Genomic DNA, 20954 nt, shown 5'->3' with positions numbered 1-20954 from the left:
GTATAATGATAATGGATAACAGAATAAAGGAGACTATAATATATGTTTAATGAAAAAGATCAACTAGCAGTAGATTCAATCCGTGCATTAAGTATCGATGCTATCGAAGCAGCTAACTCAGGACATCCTGGATTACCAATGGGTGCTGCACCAATGGCATATACTTTATGGACAAAGCATTTAAACTTTAATCCACAATCAAAAAACTATTTTAATAGAGACCGCTTTGTATTATCTGCAGGTCACGGTTCAGCGTTACTATATAGTTTATTACATCTTTCTGGTAGCTTAGAACTTGAAGAAGTAAAAAACTTTAGACAATGGGATTCAAAAACACCTGGACACCCAGAGTTTAATCATACAGATGGTGTAGAAGTTACAACTGGACCTCTTGGACAAGGATTTGCAATGAGTGTTGGTATGGCTATGGCTGAAAAACACTTAGCAGGCAAATTCAACCAAGATAATTATGAAGTTGTTGATCACTACACATATGTTTTAGCTAGTGATGGTGACTTAATGGAGGGTATCTCTCACGAGGCAGCTTCATTAGCAGGTCATTTAAACCTTGATAAATTAATCACTTTATACGACTCTAACGATATTTCATTAGATGGTGATTTAGATAAAGCTTTCTCAGAAAATGTTAAAAATAGATTCGAATCTTACGGTTGGAGTTACATCTTAGTTGAAGACGGTAATGACTTAGAAGCTATTGATAAAGCTATAACTGAGTCTAAATCATTAGAAGGTCCTACGTTAATTGAAGTAAAAACTGTAATCGGTTACGGAGCTCCTAACAAAGCAGGTACAAACGGTGCTCACGGTGCGCCACTTGGTGAAGAAGAACGTGAATTGGCATTGAAAGCATACGGTTTAGATCCATCTAAACGTTTCAACGTACCTCAAGAAGTATATGATATTTTCAGCAATACAATGTTAACTCGTGCAAATGAGCATGAAACAAAATGGAATGAATTAGTTGAAGAGTATGCTAAAGCTAACCCAGAATTAGGCGAAGCATTCAAACAAGCAATTTCTAATGAACTTCCAGAAGACTATGCTAAAGACTTACCTGTATATGAAGCTGGAAACAGTAGTGCTACACGTGCTGATTCAGGTGATATCATTCAAGCATTAAGTAAATCTGTACCAGCATTCTTTGGTGGTTCAGCAGATTTAGCGTCATCTAACAAATCAAACGTTAAAGATGAGCCAGACTTTAATGATGAAACACCAGAAGGACGTAACATTTGGTTTGGTGTTCGTGAATTCGGTATGGCAGCAGCAGTAAATGGTATGGCAGCGCATGGCGGTGTTAAACCTTATGGTGCGACATTCTTCGTATTCAGTGACTACTTAAAACCAGCACTTCGTCTATCAGCTATCATGGGTGTTCCTTCAACATTTGTATTTACGCATGATTCAATTGCTGTTGGGGAAGATGGTCCTACACATGAACCAGTTGAACAATTATCAGGTTTAAGAGCTATTCCAAACTTAAATGTTATTCGTCCAGCAGATGGAAATGAAACAAGAGTTGCTTGGAAAATTGCTTTAGAATCTAAATCAACACCTACAGCATTAGTATTAACGCGTCAAAACTTAAAAGCTTTAGATGTTAAAGAAGCTGAAGTAGAAGAAGGCGTTCGTAAAGGTGGATATATTGTTTACCGTTCTGAAATAGAACCTGAATATCTATTATTAGCTTCTGGTTCTGAAGTATCTCTAGCAGTAGATGCAGCTAAAGATATTGAAGCTCAAGGTAAAGGCGTTCAAGTTGTATCATTACCAAACTGGCATGCATTTGATCAACAAGACCCTGAATATAAAGCTACTGTTTTACCTCCAACATTAAGAAAACGTGTTGCAATCGAAATGGCATCATCATTAGGTTGGCACAAATATGTTGGCATAGAAGGTAAAGTAATTAGTATTGATAGATTCGGTGCTAGTGCGCCTGGAGACTTAGTAGTTGAAAAATACGGTTTCACTAAAGAAAACGTATTAAACACAGTATTAAGTTTCTAATTTAAACTGAACAGTCCGAGACATATATAAATGTCTTGGACTGTTTTATTCCTAGTCATCTTTGCCGGGGTGGGCTGTGAAATCTTTTTAGCAAAATGAGATTTCTGTCCCGCTCCCTTTTTAATTTTGAAACATTAAGTTTCATCTTGATAAAATCTTTTTAATTTAGTAAACTTTTAGAGGATACAGAAAGTGGGTGAAATAATGGCAACATGGTTAGCAATACTATTAATCATCGTGGCATTAATCGGTGGGATTGCTCTAGGATTCTTCCTTGCGCGTAAATATATGATGGATTACTTGAAAAAGAATCCACCTATCAATGAGGAAATGTTACGAATGATGATGATGCAAATGGGTCAAAAACCATCTCAAAAGAAAATAAACCAAATGATGACAATGATGAACAAAAACATGGATCAAAAAATCAAGTAGTTTATATACATTGATGTTAAAGGGATTGCGACACTTCTTGAAAGTGATGTGGTCCCTTTTTATTTGTTAAACTTAGTATAATTAAACCTTAGTTTTAATAACTTTTCACTTATTGTTCAAAATAAATCGTTTTAATGACGCATAAATTTGATAAAATGGAAATAATAGTGAGGGGGGATATAATGGAATTAACAGTTTTTGTTGCTTTTGGTGCAGGTATATTAAGTTTTGTTTCTCCTTGCGTTCTACCTATATATCCTGCTTTTGTGTCATACATTACAGGTATGAGTTACGATGATTTAAAAAATAAAGGGCTAAGTCGTAATGCAATATTACATACTATTATCTTTTTGTTAGGATTTAGTTTAATCTATATGATTTTAGGTATGGGCATAGGATACATATCTGGCTTGTTTATAAATTATCAAACATTAATAAGACAAGTAGGAGCAATCATCATTATTGTGTTTGGATTAATCATTTTAGGTGTATTCCAGCCACAATTTTTAATGAAAGATAGAAAAATTAATTTTAAAGCAAAGCCTTCAGGTTTTATTGGTACGTTTTTAATTGGTATGGCTTTTGCAGCTGGGTGGACGCCGTGTAACGGGCCGATTATAGCTGCGATTGGAACGTTAGCAGCAACAAATTCATCCCAAGCGATGTTATATATGCTACTGTATGTACTTGGATTTAGCATTCCATTTTTCGTATTAACTTTCTTTATAACAAAATTACAAATAATTAGGAAGTACAATGTTGCTATCATGAAGTTTGGTGGTATAATTATGATAATTATGGGAATTTTATTGTTCTTTGATTTATTAACTGACATAACAATATTTTTCCAATCTTTGGGTTTGGAATAAACACAAATGATATATAGAACTTAAAGGGGTTTTAATCATGTATTTGCTTTTTTCAGTATTTATAGCAGCTTTAATGAGCTTAGCCGTTATAGTTGTAAGAATGAAAGCACAAAATTATCCAACAAATACTAGAAAGATTATATTACCACCATTTTTTATGGCTACTGGAGCACTTATGTACGTAGTGCCTTATTTCAGACTAACAGGTGCTGAAATAATTGAATCGATCATTGTAGGTCTTTTCTTTTCATTATTTCTCATATTCACATCCAACTTTGAAATTAAACGTTCTGAAATATATATGAAACGTTCAAAATTATTTCCAGTAATTCTTATTTTTTTATTGATTATAAGAACTGTAGGCAAGTTTGTATTGAGTGATTCAATCGATCCGGGCCAATTAGCTGGTATGTTTTTCTTATTGGCATTTAGTATGATTGTTCCTTGGAGAATATCTATGTACTTTAAATATAAGAAATTACGTAATCAAATAAGTGTTGTAAAATAAAAACAACGCACTACTCATTTATTGAGTGTGCGTTGTTTTTGCATTTGAAATTTCTTCTGCATGATCAAATATGGAAAACTTGTTTTTTTCATCGTCTGCTAATTCGAACAATGGCAAATATGGTGTATAATCGATATTAAGTTCTGTTAGCTTTTTCTTCATAAATTTGTGATCTCGTTTAGGTGTAGCAACGATATATCCCCTCATGATATGATCGAGTTCAATCGAAGTAGCATGTTCTTCTAGCGCGATTTTAGATACACGTCCACCGATTTTCTCTTTAGCAACGTCTCTAAAAAGATCTGGTACTGGAGACACTAATTCGTTTAATAATGATCTTGCTTCATCATTCCATAAAGGCAAGGCTTTGTGGATATAGTAATCTTGCCAATCGAGTTCACTCATGCCATCATCTTTAGGCATGCGCTTTAAGAATTTTCGAAACATAAAGAATCCGCCAATAGCAAGTAACGAAATAAAAACTATGCACCATAAGATAATAAAGAATATAAATACGTTACTCAATGAAATCACTCCTTATGACTAGTATAAATGAAGCAAATAAACCTGTCTAACAAATATTTTGAAAGGTGATAGAATATGAAAATTTTACATACAGCTGATTGGCATATAGGGAAAACTATAAACGGCCAGTCATTATTAGAAGACCAAAAATATGTATTAGAACAATTATACGAAGCAGTAAAAGAACATAAACCGGATGTTGTAATCATAAGTGGGGATTTATATGATTTACATTATCCAAGTAAAGATGCAATGGTCGTGTTGGAAGATGCGTTATCTAAGATTAATTTAGAATTAAATACGCCAATAATCGCTATAAGTGGTAACCATGATGGGAAAGAAAGATTGAATTACGGTGAAAAATGGTTTGCTAAGTCAGGATTAAAGATTATGACAGATTATCATGACATGTTTAAACCAGTGGAAATGAATGATATCCATATATACGTTATGCCGTATTTCACGCCTGCTGATATAAGGCAAGCATTTGGCAATAAAGACATACATACACACCAAGAAGCTACTGATTATATCGTTAAACATATGGAAGAAGTGATGGATGACAGTAAAACGAATATACTCGTAGGACATTTATTCGTAGCTGGAGGAGAATCAAGTGATTCTGAAAGACCACTATCAATAGGGACGATTGAAACAGTTAGCGCTCAAACTTTTAAGTCTTTTGATACTGTTATGCTAGGACATTTGCATCATCCATTTGCCATTCAATCAGATTATATATTTTATTCAGGCTCGTTAATGCAATATTCATTCTCTGAACAGAACCAAGCTAAAGGCTATAGGTTGTTTGAATATAGCGAGAGTAGTTTTGAGCAAAACTTTATACCACTAACACCTAAACGTTCTTTTCATGTTGTTCAAGCGTCTTATGAAGATGTTATACATGAAAATATTACAATTCAAAATCAGGAAGACTATTTTCATTTTAAATTGACGAATATGGATCATGTAACGGATCCACTTATGAAGATACGTGCTATATATCCAAATACATTACAAATATCTAGACAAGATTATGAAGTGAAAGAAGATGAAATTCAATTAGATGTTCATGCTTTAAGTGATATAGAAATCATAAAGTCATTTTATAGTCATGTAACAGATGAGGAGTTATCTGGTATTAAAGAAGAAAAGGTTGTTCAATTACTTGAAAAAGCAATCAATAAAGGAGTTGATGAATAATGAGACCCCTTACTTTAAACATGCAATACTTTGGACCGTTTATTAATGAAACGATAGAGTTTAACCATTTATCAAAATCTCAACTCTTTTTAATAAGTGGTAAAACAGGTTCTGGGAAAACGATGATATTTGATGCTATGGTATATGCTTTGTATGGAGAGACATCGACCCAATCAAGAGATAAAGTGGATTTAAGAAGTCACTTTGCAGATCCTAAATTACCGAGTAAAGTGCAATTTGAATTTAAAATTAAAAATGAATCATATTTAGTGGTTAGAACAATTAAATATATAAAAGAAGGAAATAAGAATCCAACAAATTCTACTGTGGAAGTGTATAAAGAAGTAGACGGCGAATGGTCTTTACAGACGAGTACGATAAATGAAAGTAATCAATATTTGAATGATATATTGCATATGAACGTTAAACAATTTAGACAAATTTTAATATTACCTCAAGGGGAGTTTAAGCAATTTTTAATTTCAAATAGTACAGAGAAGAGAAGTATCTTAAGAACATTATTTGATAGTGATCGTTTCGAAGCATTGCAAGAACAATTAGGAGAAGAGATGAAGAAAGAAATTGCTTTAATAGAAAGTCATTATCAGCAAATTTCTCAATGCTTATCTGATTTACATGACTTCGATCATGAAACATTAAAAGAACTAAAAGATATAGAAGGCCATCGCTATAAGAAAGTGGAAAATGCATTAGTACAGTATGAAGAAATAGGTAAAGAAAAATTAGACTATCAGTTGAAAGAATTAAAAGAACAAGAAACAATTGTTAAAAATTTAGAAAAGAAATATGAAGAAAAGAAGATCATTAAACAAAACTTTGATACATTACAAGAAAAACAACATGAGTTAAATATGCTTAACGAACAAGTTGAGCATATTAATAACTTAAGAGAACAATTAAGTTATTTAAAAACAGTACAAAATATTACGCATCAGTATAATCAGTTAAAAGAGAAACAAATTAACAAGAAAGAAACTGAGAAGCAACACGAAGAATTAAAAACTGAAAAGCAAGAAGTTCACAGTCAATTTGAATTTTATAACAACAAGTTAAGTAAAAAGCTTGAAAGCCAAGAGGACATTAATAAGCAAAGAGCATTTATTAATAAGACAAATCATATCTATACAAGCATAGAACAGTATTATGATAGTAAAGAACATTTACCTGAAGCGAAAAAACAACTAGAGAAGTTAAAAAAAGAGATAACTCAGAAGACAAATTCGATTACAACAATGCAAGAATCTTTAAAAAATATAAATGCAGATGATGAAGCAGAACAAAATAAATTAAAACAGCAAGAATCTTTAAAACTTGAATTACAGCAATTAGAAAATATACAAAATCAATTTCAAGAAAAGGAAACACTAATTTCAACTCAGAAAGAAATTAAATCAAAACTAGTTGAGTTAGAACAACAACAAAAGAATATTGAACAAAGTATGAAAGAGTCAGATGCATTTGAAGTGTTAACAGTAGAAGATGAAATACTGAAAATTCAAAAGCATGTGCATGAAGGTGATGCTTGTCCTATATGTGGTTCCAACATAGAGAACTTAAACGGTGATATAGATTTTGATTCATTAAGAAAAGAAAAAGAAGAACAGCATGAAATTAAACTAATGCATCAAAAAATTTCTAATGATATTGTCGTATATAAGGAAAGACAAAACAATACAGAATCACAGCTTAAGAAATTAAATGATATTGAATCAGTTTCGGATAAAATACAATCTGTAAACGATGATTTAGAAAAAATACAAAAAGAAATTGCGGACTTGAGAGATAGTAGACAACGTAGCCAAAAAATGAAACAAGAAATGCACGATTTAGAAAAAGAGTTATCTCAAGATGAAATAAATAGTAATAGTATTCAAAATGAAATCAAGAATTATGAACATAACATGGATTATTTTAATAAAGAAACTCAATTTGAATCTATAGAAGACTTTAGTAAACAATTTAAATCGTTTGAAAATGAAATTAAAAGTTATGATCAAGAATTAGAAACATTACAGTCTCGAGTAAATGAATATAAAGAGAAGTTGTATCAAATAGAGAACAAACTAAGTTCTATTAGCGAAAGAAGGCAAATGCTTGAAGAACAAGTAGCATCTATTAAGTCATATTTAGAAAGTGAAATGGATAAGCAACAAATAGAGTCATACGAACAATTAGATAAACTTATATTAAGTGTGAATAAAATTGATGAGTATGAAGTTGAAGTAACAGAATTTGATAAGAAATATATTAAGTTAGAAGCGGATGTAAAAGAATTAACTGAAAAAGTTAAAGATTGTGATGTACCAAATTTAGAAGACATCATTTCTCAATTAAATGCTGCTAAAGAATTAGAAGCAGAAATGACGAAATTAAACACACAATTACAATTAAAAGTTGATCAAAATAAAGACAAACGAGACGCTATTCAAAAGATAATAGCCAAAATAGAACGAGATTTACAAGAACAAGAAGAAATGATTGAACTATCTAGAGTGATGAACGGTAAGAATAGTGAGAAATTGTCATTAGAAAACTACGTACTCATTTACTATTTAAACCATATATTAGATAGCGCAAATCAACAATTTGTTAAAATGACCAACAATCGTTATCAACTTGTACGTAAAAAAGAAAAGTCTATGGGGTTAAGCGGATTAGAAATAGAAGTGTTCGATAGATTTTCTAATAGAACGAGACATATAACGTCGTTATCAGGTGGAGAAACGTTCCAAGCGTCACTATCTTTAGCAATAGGATTATCTAATATAGTGCAGCAAGAAGCGGGTGCTGTGCACTTAGAATCAATGTTTATAGATGAAGGATTTGGAACGTTAGATGCAGAAACATTAGAAACAGCGCTGGATACACTCGTCAATATACAAATGTCTGGAAGGTTAGTAGGCATCATTTCCCACGTTTCAGAATTAAAAACTAGAATCCCAACCATTTTAAATGTAAATAAAAATGGATTTTTAAGCACAACCTCTTTTACGGTTAACTAAAAGACACAGCAAAGACATAAATTAATGAAAATATGTGTTTAAGTTGTAAATTTAATTTGATATATTTTAATTAATAGCAAATTTTGGGAGTGTTTAGATGAAAAAGGGAATATTTATTGGCTTACTCGCTACCATAATTTTGATAGTTAGTGCTTGTAGTAACAATGCAATAGAACCCGAGAGTCAGTATGGCAACAAATTGCAATCTTTTAACGTCACTGATCAAAATGGCGATAAATTTTCACAAAAAGATATGAAAGGTAAAGTATACATAGCCGATTTTATATTTACTGATTGTGAAACAGTTTGTCCACCAATGACATATAATATGAGTACAGTAATTGACCAATTAGAAAAAGATGGTGTGAAAGATTATGGCGTAATCAGTTTTAGTGTAGATCCTGATAACGATACACCTAAAAAATTAAAAGATTATATTAAACAATATAATGTACCTGATGGAAAATGGACCCTAGTAACGAATTATGACTTTAAATTTATTAAGCAATATGCAGAAGATAATTTTAAATCAATTGTAGCGCCGCCACCAAAAGGTAGTAACCAAGTAACACACGGTACAAGTTTCTATTTAGTTGATCAGAATGGAAAAATTATTAAAACATATAGTGGTCAAGATGCTGGGGATAAGAAATTCCCTAAATCAGAAATCGTAGCTGATGTTAAGACATTAGTTGAAGAAGGCCCAATTGAAGATTAAAGTTCATATTTAAATAAACCCCTAAATCGTTAGTAATATTAAGATTTAGGGGTTTTTATTTTTGGAATCTATAAATTGAAGGATAACGTTATTGACACGTTTTGAGAGAAGTGACAACAAGAGTAGTGTTATTGACACGTTTTGAGAGAACTGACAACAAGGATAGCGTTATTGACACGTTTTGAGAGAACTGACAACAAGGATAGCGTTATTGACACGTTTGAAGAGAAGTGACAACAAGAGTAGTGTTATTGACACGTTTTGTAAGAAAAGGAAATAAAGAAGAGGCTGAGACACAATAAAAATGGTCTCAGCCTCAAATGGTATATGTAAAACTTACTTTTCACGTAAAGCGTCGCGAATTTCTGTAAGTAATACAGTTTGTTCGTCGATTTCTTCCTCTTCTTCACCTTTTCTCATAACAGTATTTGCAATTTTAATAAAGATGAATAAAGCGAATGCCACGATTATAAAATCAATAATCGATTGAATAAATAAACCGTACTTAATACCCATTAATGACCATTTTTCAGCAAAGTCTACTTCACCAAAAATAAGACCAATTAATGGCATGATTACGTTCTCTACTAAAGATGTAACAATTTTGTTAAAGGCTGCACCAATAACAACGGCGATTGCTAAATCTAAAACATTACCTTGTAAAGCAAAATCTTTAAATTCTTTTAATAATGACATATTAAACACCTCCTCGTCGTCATAATAATACCTTAAACACGCAAAAATTGAAATAGTGAATTTGATTTAAAACTTGATATTTGGTAAAGTATTGAAGTTGCTGTTTTGTTAAAATTATTTTTTAAATTTATTAGGTTAAAAATAATTTAAACGGGAATAAACAATTATGAGTTTGTATTTGAAAGGAGTAGTGCGATGTCGAACGTACATAAATATCCAAATGGTAGAAAAATATCAAATGTGTTTACATTTAGTGCAATAGTAGTAGGAATTATCGTAGCACTCGGTGCTATTTTTCCAACTCAATTTGGCGGTATAACTGCTGATATCAGTGCTTGGATATCTAAATACTTTGGTTGGTATTATATGATTATTACTATATTGATGGTATTTTTCTGTGTATTTATTATTTTTAGCCCAATAGGTAAACTGAAATTAGGTAAACCACAAGATAAACCTGAATTTAATACAATTTCATGGTTTACTATGTTATTTAGTGCTGGTATGGGTATCGGTTTAGTATTCTATGGTGCTGCTGAACCTATGTCACACTTTATCTCACCACCAACAGCTAGTCCGGAAAGTAAAGCTGCAATGACAGAATCAATGAGATCTACATTTTTACATTGGGGCTTTCATGCATGGGCAATTTATGGAGTAGTAGCATTAGCGTTAGCTTATGCTCAGTTTAGAAAAGGTGAGCCAGGTCTATTATCTAAAACGCTTAGACCTTTATTAGGTGACAAAGTAGATGGGCCAATCGGAACATTTATAGATGTGTTATCAGTATTCGCTACAGTAGTAGGGGTTGCTGTTTCACTAGGTATGGGTGCTTTACAAATTAATGGTGGTTTAGAATACTTATTCGGTGTTCCAAACAATATCGTAGTGCAAGGTGTTATCATCATTATTGTAACTGTCTTATTCCTTGCAAGTGCATGGAGTGGTCTAAGTAAAGGTATTCAATATTTAAGTAATTTAAACCTTATTTTAGCAAGTATATTACTTATTGTTACTTTAATTATCGGTCCTACTATTTTAATTTTAAATATGTTTACATCATCAACTGGAGCTCTATTTGATAGTTTCTTATTTAATGGTTTCGATATTGCACCATTAAATGAGCAAAAGAGTGCGTGGTTAAATGATTGGACACTTTATTATTGGGGCTGGTGGATGAGTTGGAGTCCATTCGTAGGTATATTCATAGCACGTGTATCTCGTGGACGTTCAATTCGTGAATTTATTTTAGGCGTTATGTTAGTACCAACAATCGTCAGCTTCATTTGGTTCAGTGTATTTGGAGTTACAGGTATTGAAGTTGGTAAGAAAACACCTGAAATATTTAAAATGACAACTGAAACACAATTGTTTGGAGTATTTAATGAATTGCCTATGGGCATGCTTTTGTCGCTTGTTTCCTTGGCATTAATTTGTATATTCTTTATTACTTCAGCCGATTCAGCTACATTCGTTTTAGGTATGCAAACAACTTATGGTTCATTAGAGCCAGCTGGTAGAATTAAAATTGTTTGGGGTGTAGCTCAATCATTAATCGCATTTGTGTTGCTATTCTCTGGTGGTGACACTGGGTTAGGCGCATTGCAATCAGCCGCCATAATATCCGCGTTTCCATTTAGTTTCATCATAATTATGATGATTATAGCGTTTTACAAAGATGCTAACCAAGAACGTAAATACCTTGGTTTATCTATTACACCAAATAAACATCGTATGAAAGAATACGTTGAAAAATCAAAACGTGAATACGAACAAGAGTTAAAAGAACAAAGAAGATTAGAAAGAGAATTAGAAGACTAATCAATTAAAAACGCCTATCAAATTTCACATTAGTGATTATTTGATAGGTGTTTTTTTATTATAAAAATTATATTATTTCTAAAATAAATTTCGTAAAGAGTTGATAATCATTCTCATTTAATAACTAATTTTTATGTATAAACTATTATGCATAAGTAAAACTTATGGTTGCGTATCAAAAACTTGAATGGTAAATATAATGATTTTTAGGGTGAAAGTGTTGTTTTACCTAAGTTTTGATTATACAATTGTATATGAATCATTTTGATGTACAAATTAAAGGGGGAACAAAAAATGAGCTCAAGTTTAAAAGAACAAGCTAAAAAGTCTTTTGAATTGAACGGTAAAAATTATACGTTCTACAGCTTAAATACATTAGATGAATTAGGTCTTACTAATGTTGATAATTTACCATATTCTATCCGCGTATTATTAGAATCAGTTTTAAGACAGTATGACGGACATGTTATTAAAGAAGAACACATTATGAATTTAGCTAAATGGGGTAAATCAAATGATGCAGATGCTGAAGTACCATTCAAACCATCACGTGTAATCCTTCAAGATTTCACTGGTGTTCCAGCAGTTGTAGATTTAGCTTCTTTACGTAAAGCAATGGATGATGTAGGTGGAGATGTATCTAAAATTAATCCAGAAGTTCCTGTTGATTTAGTTATTGACCACTCAGTTCAAGTAGATAGTTACGCTTTACCATCTTCTTTAGAAATGAACATGAAATTAGAATTTGAACGTAACATTGAACGTTACCAATTCTTACATTGGGCTACTAAATCGTTCGATAACTATCGTGCTGTACCACCTGCAACAGGTATTGTTCACCAAGTAAACTTGGAGTACTTAGCAAGCGTCGTGCACATTAGAGAAGAAGAAAATGAATTAGTGACTTACCCAGATACTTTAGTTGGTACTGACTCTCATACAACTATGATCAATGGTATAGGTGTTCTAGGTTGGGGTGTTGGTGGTATTGAAGCTGAAGCTGGTATGCTTGGTCAACCATCTTACTTCCCGGTACCTGACGTTATAGGTGTTAAATTAACGAACGAACTTCCACAAGGAACAACTGCAACTGACTTAGCATTACGTGTTACTGAAGAGTTACGTAAAAAAGGCGTTGTAGGTAAATTCGTTGAATTCTTTGGTCCTGGTGTAGAAAAATTACCACTAGCAGATAGAGCTACTATCGCAAACATGGCGCCTGAATATGGTGCGACTTGTGGTTTCTTCCCAGTAGATGAAGAATCTCTAAGCTATTTACGTTTGACTGGCCGTACAGAAGAACAAGTTCAAGTAGTAGAAAAATACTTAAAAGAAAATAATATGTTCTTCAAAGCTGAAAAAGTTGATCCAACATATACTGATGTTGTTGACTTAGACTTAGCTACAGTTGAAGCTTCATTATCAGGACCTAAACGTCCTCAAGACTTAATTAAATTAAGCGATATGAAAAAATCATTCGTAGATTCAGTAACTGCTCCAGCAGGTAACCAAGGTCACGGCTTTGATGAATCTGAATTTGATAAAACTGTAGATATCGAACTAGATGATGGTACGAAGACTACTATGACAACTGGTGATTTAGCTATTGCTGCTATCACTTCTTGTACAAACACTTCAAACCCATACGTAATGTTAGGTGCTGGACTTGTTGCTAAAAAAGCAATCGAAAAAGGGTTAAAAGTTCCTCCATACGTTAAGACATCTCTAGCTCCAGGTTCAAAAGTAGTTACTGGATACTTAAGAGATGCTGGTTTACAAGATTATCTAAACGAATTAGGATTTAATCTAGTTGGTTACGGTTGTACGACTTGTATCGGTAACTCTGGTCCTTTATTACCTGAAATTGAAAAAGCAATTGCAGATGAAGATTTACTTGTTACTTCAGTATTATCTGGTAACCGTAACTTCGAAGGACGTATTCATCCGTTAGTTAAAGCAAACTACTTAGCATCACCACAATTAGTAGTAGCTTATGCTTTAGCAGGTACTGTGAATATCGATTTACAACATGATCCAATCGGTAAAGATAAAGATAGTAAAGATGTTTACTTAGAAGAAATCTGGCCATCAATTGAAGAAGTAAGAGATACTGTACTTTCAGTTGTAACACCTGAATTATTCCGTGAAGAATATAAAACAGTATTTGAATCAAACGAAGTATGGAATCAAATTGAAACAACAGATCAACCATTGTATGATTTCGATCCAGAATCAACATATATCCAAAACCCAACATTCTTCGAAGGTTTATCAACTGTACCAGCTGATATTAAACCTCTAAAAGATTTAAGGGTTATGGCTAAATTTGGTGATTCAGTAACAACTGACCATATTTCTCCAGCAGGTGCAATCGGTAAAGATACACCAGCAGGTAAATACCTTCAAGATCATGGTGTAGCAATTAGAGACTTCAACTCATACGGTTCTCGTCGTGGTAACCACGAAGTAATGATGAGAGGTACATTTGCTAACATTCGTATCAAGAACCAATTAGCTCCAGGTACTGAAGGTGGCTTTACAACATATTGGCCAACAGAAGAAATCATGCCTATCTATGATGCTTCAATGAAATATCAAGAGAATGGTATCGGCTTATGTGTGTTAGCAGGAAACGACTATGGTATGGGTTCATCACGTGACTGGGCTGCTAAAGGTACTAACTTACTAGGCGTTAAAACAGTTATCGCTCAAAGTTATGAACGTATTCACCGTTCAAACTTAGTTATGATGGGTGTATTACCATTACAATTTAAAGAAGGCGAATCAGCTGATAGCTTAGGTTTAACTGGTAGAGAATCTATTTCAGTAGACTTACACGAAGGTGTAAAACCTCGTGATATCCTGAAAGTAACAGCTACTGATGAAGACGGTAAAGTCACTGAATTTGAAGCGTTAGCTCGTTTCGACTCAGAAGTAGAAATTGACTACTATAGACACGGTGGTATTCTACAAATGGTATTAAGAAATAAATTAGCTTAAACTCAGAAAAACGAGTCTGAGACATTCATTTATGTCTCAGACTCGTTTTATATATGTTATGATATTAGGGATAGCGATTTAGAAAGAGGGATTATACAAAATGATTTATAGTGAAACACCAATAGATGTACGTTATGCAGAAACAGACAAAATGGGCGTCGTATATCATGCAAATTACGCAATTTGGTTAGAAGTTGCACGTACAGATTATATTTACAAAGCTGGCTTCAGCTATGCAGATATGGAAGAGGCAGGTATCATCTCACCAGTAGTCGATTTAAATATTAAATATAAAAAATCTATTACATATCCTGAGAGAGTTATCATTAAAACGTGGATATCGCATTATTCACCAATTAGGTCAATTTATTCATACGAAATATTGAATGAAGATGGGGAAATTGTGAGTACAGGTTCAACAACGCATGTTTGTTTGAAAAAAGGTACAAATAGACCAATTAGATTAGATAAAAGCTTCCCAGAATGGCATGAAGCTTACTTAAAAATTAAAGAAGAAACAGAACAAGGTATTGATCGAAAATTATAAAAAATAAAAGCAGATAAATCGCCTTAAAGCGACGTTTATCTGCTTGTTTTATAGTTTATTTTGAAGTTTTAGCTTCGTATTTAATTTCTTCGTTATCATTTAAATCGATAAGTAAATCATTATCTTCAAAGTACCATAAATCTTTTTCGTCAATAAAGAATGGAAGGTTATCTTTTTCGTCTTTAAACCCAACTTCAGATGAATTTAAAGGTTCTACAGTGAATGCAGGTGAAAAACCTTGCTTGAGTTGAAATTCACCGCCATAACGCACGAATATTCTTAACGCTTGGTCTTCATTGAATTCTAATTCATTTTTAAACCATTCAACTGCTTTATCTGTAATTTCTAAATTCATAGTGCATTCTCCTTTACATCCATTTGATTTTTGGTTCATCCCCTTTAAATATGCGCACGATATTTGATCGATGTCTTACAAATAATATGATGAATATCGCGATTGAAATAACTAAAAATGGTATATCGCCTATTATAATTGCACCTATAACACAAAACGTCGCTGCAACCATACTAGATAATGATACATATTTAGTTAGGAATAATATAGCAAAGAATATAATTGCAAGCACGATGAGTAATATCGGATGAACACCCAATACTGCACCAGCACTTGTTGCTACTGCTTTACCACCACGGAATTTCAAGAACACTGGGAATACGTGACCGACAACGGCACACATTCCTATAAAAATACTAGGAATATCTAAATTAAACCATATTGGGAAGAAAACTACAATGAATCCCTTGAAAATATCTAAAAACATTACGATAAATCCAGCTTTTTTACCTAATACTCTAAAAGTATTAGTAGCACCTAAATTGCCACTTCCAAAATTTCTGATATCTTTTTTATAAAATAATTTACCTAACACGAGGCCACTTGGGAAACATCCAATCAAGTAGCTAAGTATAATAACAACAAATGTCATTATAAAACACTCCTTTGTTAGCAGGTACTAATAGTTTACCATAACTAGAAATAGGTTACTATTTAAAATATGATTTTACCATAAGATATAAAGTGAAATTGTACTACTATTAGCGATAGGACTTGCATTTTCCGGAGATTTATAACAAAATAACTAATGTATAGTAAAAAAACGAACGTACGTTTGTAGGAGGAGAAATATTGAATAAACAAGCAAAAGTTCAATATGGTGAAGATTCAATTCAAGTACTCGAAGGTCTTGAAGCTGTTAGAAAAAGACCTGGTATGTACATCGGTTCAACAGATGTTCGCGGACTTCACCATTTAGTTTATGAAATTGTAGATAACTCTGTTGACGAAATTTTAAATGGGTATGGTACTGAAATAGAAGTAACAATACATAAAGATAATAGTATTTCTGTTTCTGATAACGGTAGAGGTATGCCAACAGGATTGCACAAAACCGGCAAACCAACACCTGAAGTTATTTTCACAGTTTTACACGCTGGTGGTAAATTTGGCCAAGGAGGCTATAAGACATCAGGTGGATTACATGGTGTAGGTGCATCTGTAGTGAACGCACTTAGTGAATGGTTAGAAGTAACGATTCACAGAGAAGGCCATACGTATAAACAAAGATTTGAAAAAGGCGGTAGACCAGTTACAACATTAGAGAAAAAGGGGAAGACGAGAAAAACTGGAACAACTGTACATTTCAAACCAGATCCAACAATATTTAAAAATTCTACTCATTATAATTTTGAAACATTGTGTGAAAGACTACAAGAATCTGCGTTTCTATTAAAAGCGCTCAAAATTAAAATAAAAGACTTAAGAGGCGAAGAGCCTAATGAAGTTTTTTATCATTATGAAGATGGTATTAAAGAGTTTGTTAAATATTTGAATGAAGGCAAAGATGTGCTACATGATGTTGCAATGTTTACTGGCACTTCTAATCAAATTGAAGTGGATATTAGTTTTCAGTTTAACGATCAGTATTCAGAAACTATTTTAAGTTTTGTGAATAATGTTCGTACTAAAGATGGTGGAACACATGAAACGGCACTAAAAGCTTCTTTTACAAGAGTATTTAATGAATATGCTCGAAAAATTGGAGAATTAAAAGCAAAAGATAAAAACTTAGATGGTAGCGATATTCGTGAAGGTTTAACAGCTATTATTTCAGTGCGTATTCCAGAGGATTTACTACAATTTGAAGGACAAACTAAATCTAAATTAGGTACGACTGAAGCAAGAGCTGCCGTAGATTCAGTAATATCTGATCAATTACCTTTCTATTTAGAAGAGAAAGGACAATTATCTAAGTCATTATTAAAGAAAGCTGTAAAAGCATCTCAAGCGCGTGAAGCTGCACGTAAAGCTAGAGAAGAAGCGAGAAATGGTAAGAAGAATAAAAGGAAAGAAACGTTGCTCTCAGGTAAGCTAACGCCTGCTCAAAGTAAAAATACTGAGAAAAATGAACTATACTTAGTAGAGGGTGACTCTGCAGGTGGTTCAGCTAAATTAGGAAGAGATCGTAAATTCCAAGCGATCTTACCTTTAAGAGGTAAAGTTATTAATACTGAAAAAGCTAAACTTGAAGATATATTTAAAAATGAAGAAATCAATACGATTATTCATACTATTGGTGCGGGTGTAGGTGCTGACTTTAGTTTAGAAGACAGTAATTACAAAAAAGTTATCATCATGACAGATGCCGATACAGATGGTGCTCACATTCAAGTATTACTTTTAACATTCTTCTTTAAATATATGAGACCTTTATTAGAAGCAGGTCGCGTGTATATTGCATTACCACCTTTATATAAAGTAGAAAAAGGTAAAGGTAAAAAGAAACAAGTTGAATATGCATGGACAGATGAAGATTTAGAAGTATTAATGAAAAAGCTCGGTAAAGGTTTCACACTGCAAAGATATAAAGGTTTAGGTGAAATGAATGCTGACCAACTATGGGAAACAACTATGGATCCAGAAACAAGAACATTAATTAGAGTAAGCATAGATGACGAAGTACGTTCACAAAGACGTGTGACAACATTAATGGGTGACAAAGTTGAGCCGCGTAGAGAATGGATTGAAAGACACGTCCAATTTGGTATGCAAGAAGATCAAAGCATACTTGAAAGTGATGATATTCAGCTGCTTGATGATGAAATAGAAACAGAGGGGGAAGTTAATTAATGGTTGAACAAATACAAAACCTTCCTTTAGAAGATGTTATAGGGGATAGATTCGGTCGGTATAGTAAATATATTATCCAAGACCGAGCACTTCCTGATGTACGTGATGGTTTGAAGCCAGTACAACGGAGAATTTTATTTGCAATGTACAAAGATGGTAACACTTATGAGCGAAACTTTAGAAAAAGTGCGAAAACAGTAGGTAACGTAATCGGTAATTACCACCCTCATGGTGACTCATCGGTATATGATGCAATGGTTCGTATGAGCCAAGATTGGAAACTAAGACATGTATTGATTGAAATGCATGGTAACAATGGTAGTATCGATAATGATCCTCCAGCAGCAATGCGTTATACAGAGGCTAAACTTAGTAAATTAGCAGAAATACTGCTTCAAGATATAGATAAAGAAACAGTAGAACATGTTCAAAACTTTGATGATACAGCAATGGAGCCTATGGTTTTACCAGCGAGATATCCGAATTTATTAGTAAATGGTTCTACTGGTATTTCTGCGGGTTATGCGACTGATATTCCACCACATAATTTAGGTGAAGTTATTGATGCGACACTAAAATTAATAGATAAACCTACTACAACAATAGATGAACTTATTAAATTTATTAAAGGACCTGATTTCCCTACCGGTGGTATTATTCAAGGTTTAGATGGTATTAAAAAGGCTTACAAAACTGGTAAAGGTAAAATAGTTGTAAGAAGTAAAGTAGAAATAGAACAAATACGTGGCGGAAGAGAACAAATTATCGTTTCAGAAGTTCCTTTTGAAGTGAACAAAGGTAGTTTAGTTAAAAAAATTGATGAACTACGAGCTGACAAAAAAATAGAAGGCATCGTTGAAGTTCGTGATGAAACTGATAGAGAAGGTTTAAGAATAGCAATTGAGCTTAAAAAAGATATAAATAGTGAAGGCGTTCTAAATTATTTATATAAAAATACTGATCTACAAGTTTTATATCATTTCAATATGGTTGCAATTAATAAGAGAAGACCAGAGTTATTAGGACTTAAAGAGATTTTAGAGAGCTATATTGAACATCAAAAAGAAGTTGTTACTAAACGTTCTCAATATGAACTCTCTCAAGCTGAAAAGCGTATGCATATCGTTGAAGGTTTGATAAAAGCTTTATCTATACTTGATGAGGTAATAGAAACAATTAGAGCTTCTAACAATAAACGTGATGCTAAAGAAAACTTAATTGCAAAATATAAATTTACTGAAGAACAAGCAGAAGCAATCGTAATGCTACAATTATATCGTTTAACAAATACAGATATTGTATCTCTAGAAGAAGAATTCGATGAATTAAAGAAAACAATAGAGCGTCTGAAAGATATTTTAAATAATGAAAGTTCATTGTTAAAAGTGATTAAATCAGAATTAAGATCTGTGAAAAAAGAATTTAGTGATGAAAGAAAAACAGACATAGAAGAAAAAATCTCTGAAATTAAAATTGAAAAAGAAATTCTTGTACCAAGTGAAGAAACGATTGTTTCTATGACACGCGATGGATATGTTAAAAGAACTTCAAATAGAAGCTATCAAGCAAGTGGTGTTGAAGAAGTTGGCTTAAAAGATGGAGATTATTTGTTAAAACATCAAAAAGTAAACACACAAGATACGCTAATTGCTTTTACTTCGAAAGGTCATTATTTATTCATTCCTGTACATGAAATAGCCGATTTAAAGTGGAAAGAATTAGGTAAACATGTTTCACAGATGATTCCTATCGGTGATGACGAAAGAATTATAGATATATTCTTTGAAACTGATTTCAAACCAGAATCTAATTATATTATTGCTACAAAAAACGGCATGATTAAGAAATCGACAAATGATAAATTTAAAGCATCTAGAATTACAAGACCGTTAGTTGCAATGAAACTAAAAGATGATGATGAAGTTATTTCAGTATTGAAAATAACAGAAGATGAACTTTTAACAGTGATAACTGAAAAAGGTATGAGCTTAACATATGATACAGATGAACTATCAGACATAGGATTAAAAGCTGCTGGTGTTAAATCCATTAACTTAAAAGATAATGATAATGTGGTCATGACAGAAACTTTACCAAGTAACAAATCAGTATTCATTGTCACAGATCGTGGTTCAGTAAAACATATGAAAGCAGACCAATTTGTTCCCGCGAAAAGATCTCAACGTGGTTTAATGATATTAAAAGAATTAAAATCAAAATCACATAAAATTATAAAAGCTTTAACTCTTTCTGAAAATGAAACTTGTATAATTTTATCTGAAAAAGACGTCATTAAAGTAGACACTAAAGACTTTAATTACAGCGAAAGATATACAAATGGTAGATTTATTGTTGATGAAAGTGAGTTTGGTCAAGTCATAGATGCATACTTCGATGAAAAAGCACTTGAATAAAAAAATATAGTCATAT

At 32.5% G+C, this 20954-nt stretch carries 16 protein-coding genes; 12 read left to right on the top strand and 4 right to left on the bottom strand.

The features are described from left to right. The first annotated feature begins 42 nt into the window (after positions 1–42). The 4 genes from tkt (at position 43) to CD135_RS07625 (ending at position 3843) form a co-directional block, all read left to right on the top strand. Positions 43–2031, top strand: a complete 1989-nt coding sequence (gene tkt, locus CD135_RS07640) for a transketolase (protein WP_103269158.1) — start codon at positions 43–45, stop codon at positions 2029–2031. 204 nt (positions 2032–2235) lie between these two features. Then, positions 2236–2466: a YneF family protein gene (locus CD135_RS07635; RefSeq protein WP_016999596.1), complete on the top strand. Its 231-nt coding sequence runs from the start codon at positions 2236–2238 to the stop codon at positions 2464–2466. 182 nt (positions 2467–2648) lie between these two features. Further along, positions 2649–3335: a cytochrome c biogenesis CcdA family protein gene (locus CD135_RS07630; RefSeq protein WP_016999595.1), complete on the top strand. Its 687-nt coding sequence runs from the start codon at positions 2649–2651 to the stop codon at positions 3333–3335. Between the two features lie 34 nt (positions 3336–3369). After that, a complete protein-coding gene (locus CD135_RS07625) occupies positions 3370–3843 on the top strand; it encodes a CcdC family protein (protein ID WP_103269157.1) in 474 nt (157 codons plus the stop codon). Between the two features lie 18 nt (positions 3844–3861). Here the strand turns inward: CD135_RS07625 and CD135_RS07620 are convergent, their stop codons facing one another. Then, on the bottom strand, positions 3862–4374 hold the full coding sequence (locus CD135_RS07620) for a DUF2621 family protein (protein WP_276330058.1): 513 nt from the start codon (positions 4372–4374) through the stop codon (positions 3862–3864). A 69-nt stretch (positions 4375–4443) separates the two neighbouring features. Here CD135_RS07620 and sbcD point away from each other — a divergent pair, with 69 nt between their 5' ends. The 3 genes from sbcD to CD135_RS07605 all read left to right on the top strand — a co-directional run bounded on the left by sbcD (position 4444) and on the right by CD135_RS07605 (position 9312). Then, entirely contained in the window at positions 4444–5571 is a 1128-nt protein-coding gene (gene sbcD / locus CD135_RS07615) for an exonuclease subunit SbcD (protein ID WP_103269155.1), read from the top strand. Beyond that, positions 5571–8594, top strand: coding sequence for an exonuclease subunit SbcC (gene sbcC / locus CD135_RS07610; RefSeq protein WP_103269154.1), 3024 nt, complete (start codon positions 5571–5573; stop codon positions 8592–8594). Before sbcD ends, sbcC begins: the two co-directional genes overlap by 1 nt. Before the next feature lie 97 nt (positions 8595–8691). Further along, positions 8692–9312, top strand: a complete 621-nt coding sequence (locus tag CD135_RS07605; protein WP_016999590.1) for an SCO family protein — start codon at positions 8692–8694, stop codon at positions 9310–9312. 336 nt (positions 9313–9648) lie between these two features. On the opposite strand, the gene mscL is transcribed toward CD135_RS07605, so the two are convergent. After that, positions 9649–10008: a large conductance mechanosensitive channel protein MscL gene (gene mscL, locus CD135_RS07600; protein ID WP_016999589.1), complete on the bottom strand. Its 360-nt coding sequence runs from the start codon at positions 10006–10008 to the stop codon at positions 9649–9651. 195 nt (positions 10009–10203) lie between these two features. On the opposite strand from mscL, the gene CD135_RS07595 reads away from it, so the two are divergent. From CD135_RS07595 to menI, 3 genes are all read left to right on the top strand, one after another. Next, positions 10204–11829, top strand: a complete 1626-nt coding sequence (locus CD135_RS07595) for a BCCT family transporter (RefSeq protein ID WP_103269153.1) — start codon at positions 10204–10206, stop codon at positions 11827–11829. Between the two features lie 294 nt (positions 11830–12123). Beyond that, positions 12124–14829, top strand: coding sequence for an aconitate hydratase AcnA (gene acnA, locus CD135_RS07590; protein WP_103269152.1), 2706 nt, complete (start codon positions 12124–12126; stop codon positions 14827–14829). 100 nt (positions 14830–14929) lie between these two features. After that, positions 14930–15376 carry a 1,4-dihydroxy-2-naphthoyl-CoA hydrolase MenI gene (gene menI, locus CD135_RS07585; protein WP_016999586.1) on the top strand — a complete coding sequence of 149 codons (447 nt, stop codon included), beginning with the start codon at positions 14930–14932 and terminating at the stop codon, positions 15374–15376. Between the two features lie 55 nt (positions 15377–15431). On the opposite strand, the gene CD135_RS07580 is transcribed toward menI, so the two are convergent. After that, positions 15432–15731, bottom strand: a complete 300-nt coding sequence (locus tag CD135_RS07580; protein ID WP_016999585.1) for a HesB/YadR/YfhF family protein — start codon at positions 15729–15731, stop codon at positions 15432–15434. A gap of 13 nt (positions 15732–15744) precedes the next feature. Continuing rightward, entirely contained in the window at positions 15745–16323 is a 579-nt protein-coding gene (plsY, locus tag CD135_RS07575; protein ID WP_103269151.1) for a glycerol-3-phosphate 1-O-acyltransferase PlsY, read from the bottom strand. Positions 16324–16523: 200 nt separating this feature from the next. On the opposite strand from plsY, the gene parE reads away from it, so the two are divergent. Then, complete coding sequence (gene parE, locus CD135_RS07570; protein WP_064204987.1) at positions 16524–18524, top strand: DNA topoisomerase IV subunit B; 2001 nt, start codon at positions 16524–16526, stop codon at positions 18522–18524. Next, positions 18524–20938, top strand: a complete 2415-nt coding sequence (parC, locus tag CD135_RS07565) for a DNA topoisomerase IV subunit A (RefSeq protein ID WP_016999582.1) — start codon at positions 18524–18526, stop codon at positions 20936–20938. Before parE ends, parC begins: the two co-directional genes overlap by 1 nt. Positions 20939–20954: the final 16 nt, after the last annotated feature.

This window comes from Mammaliicoccus lentus (assembly GCF_002902755.1).
Taxonomy (GTDB): Bacteria; Bacillota; Bacilli; order Staphylococcales; family Staphylococcaceae; genus Mammaliicoccus; species Mammaliicoccus lentus.
Note: the sequence above shows the minus strand (reverse complement) of the source record. Positions and strands in the feature narration are given on the sequence as shown.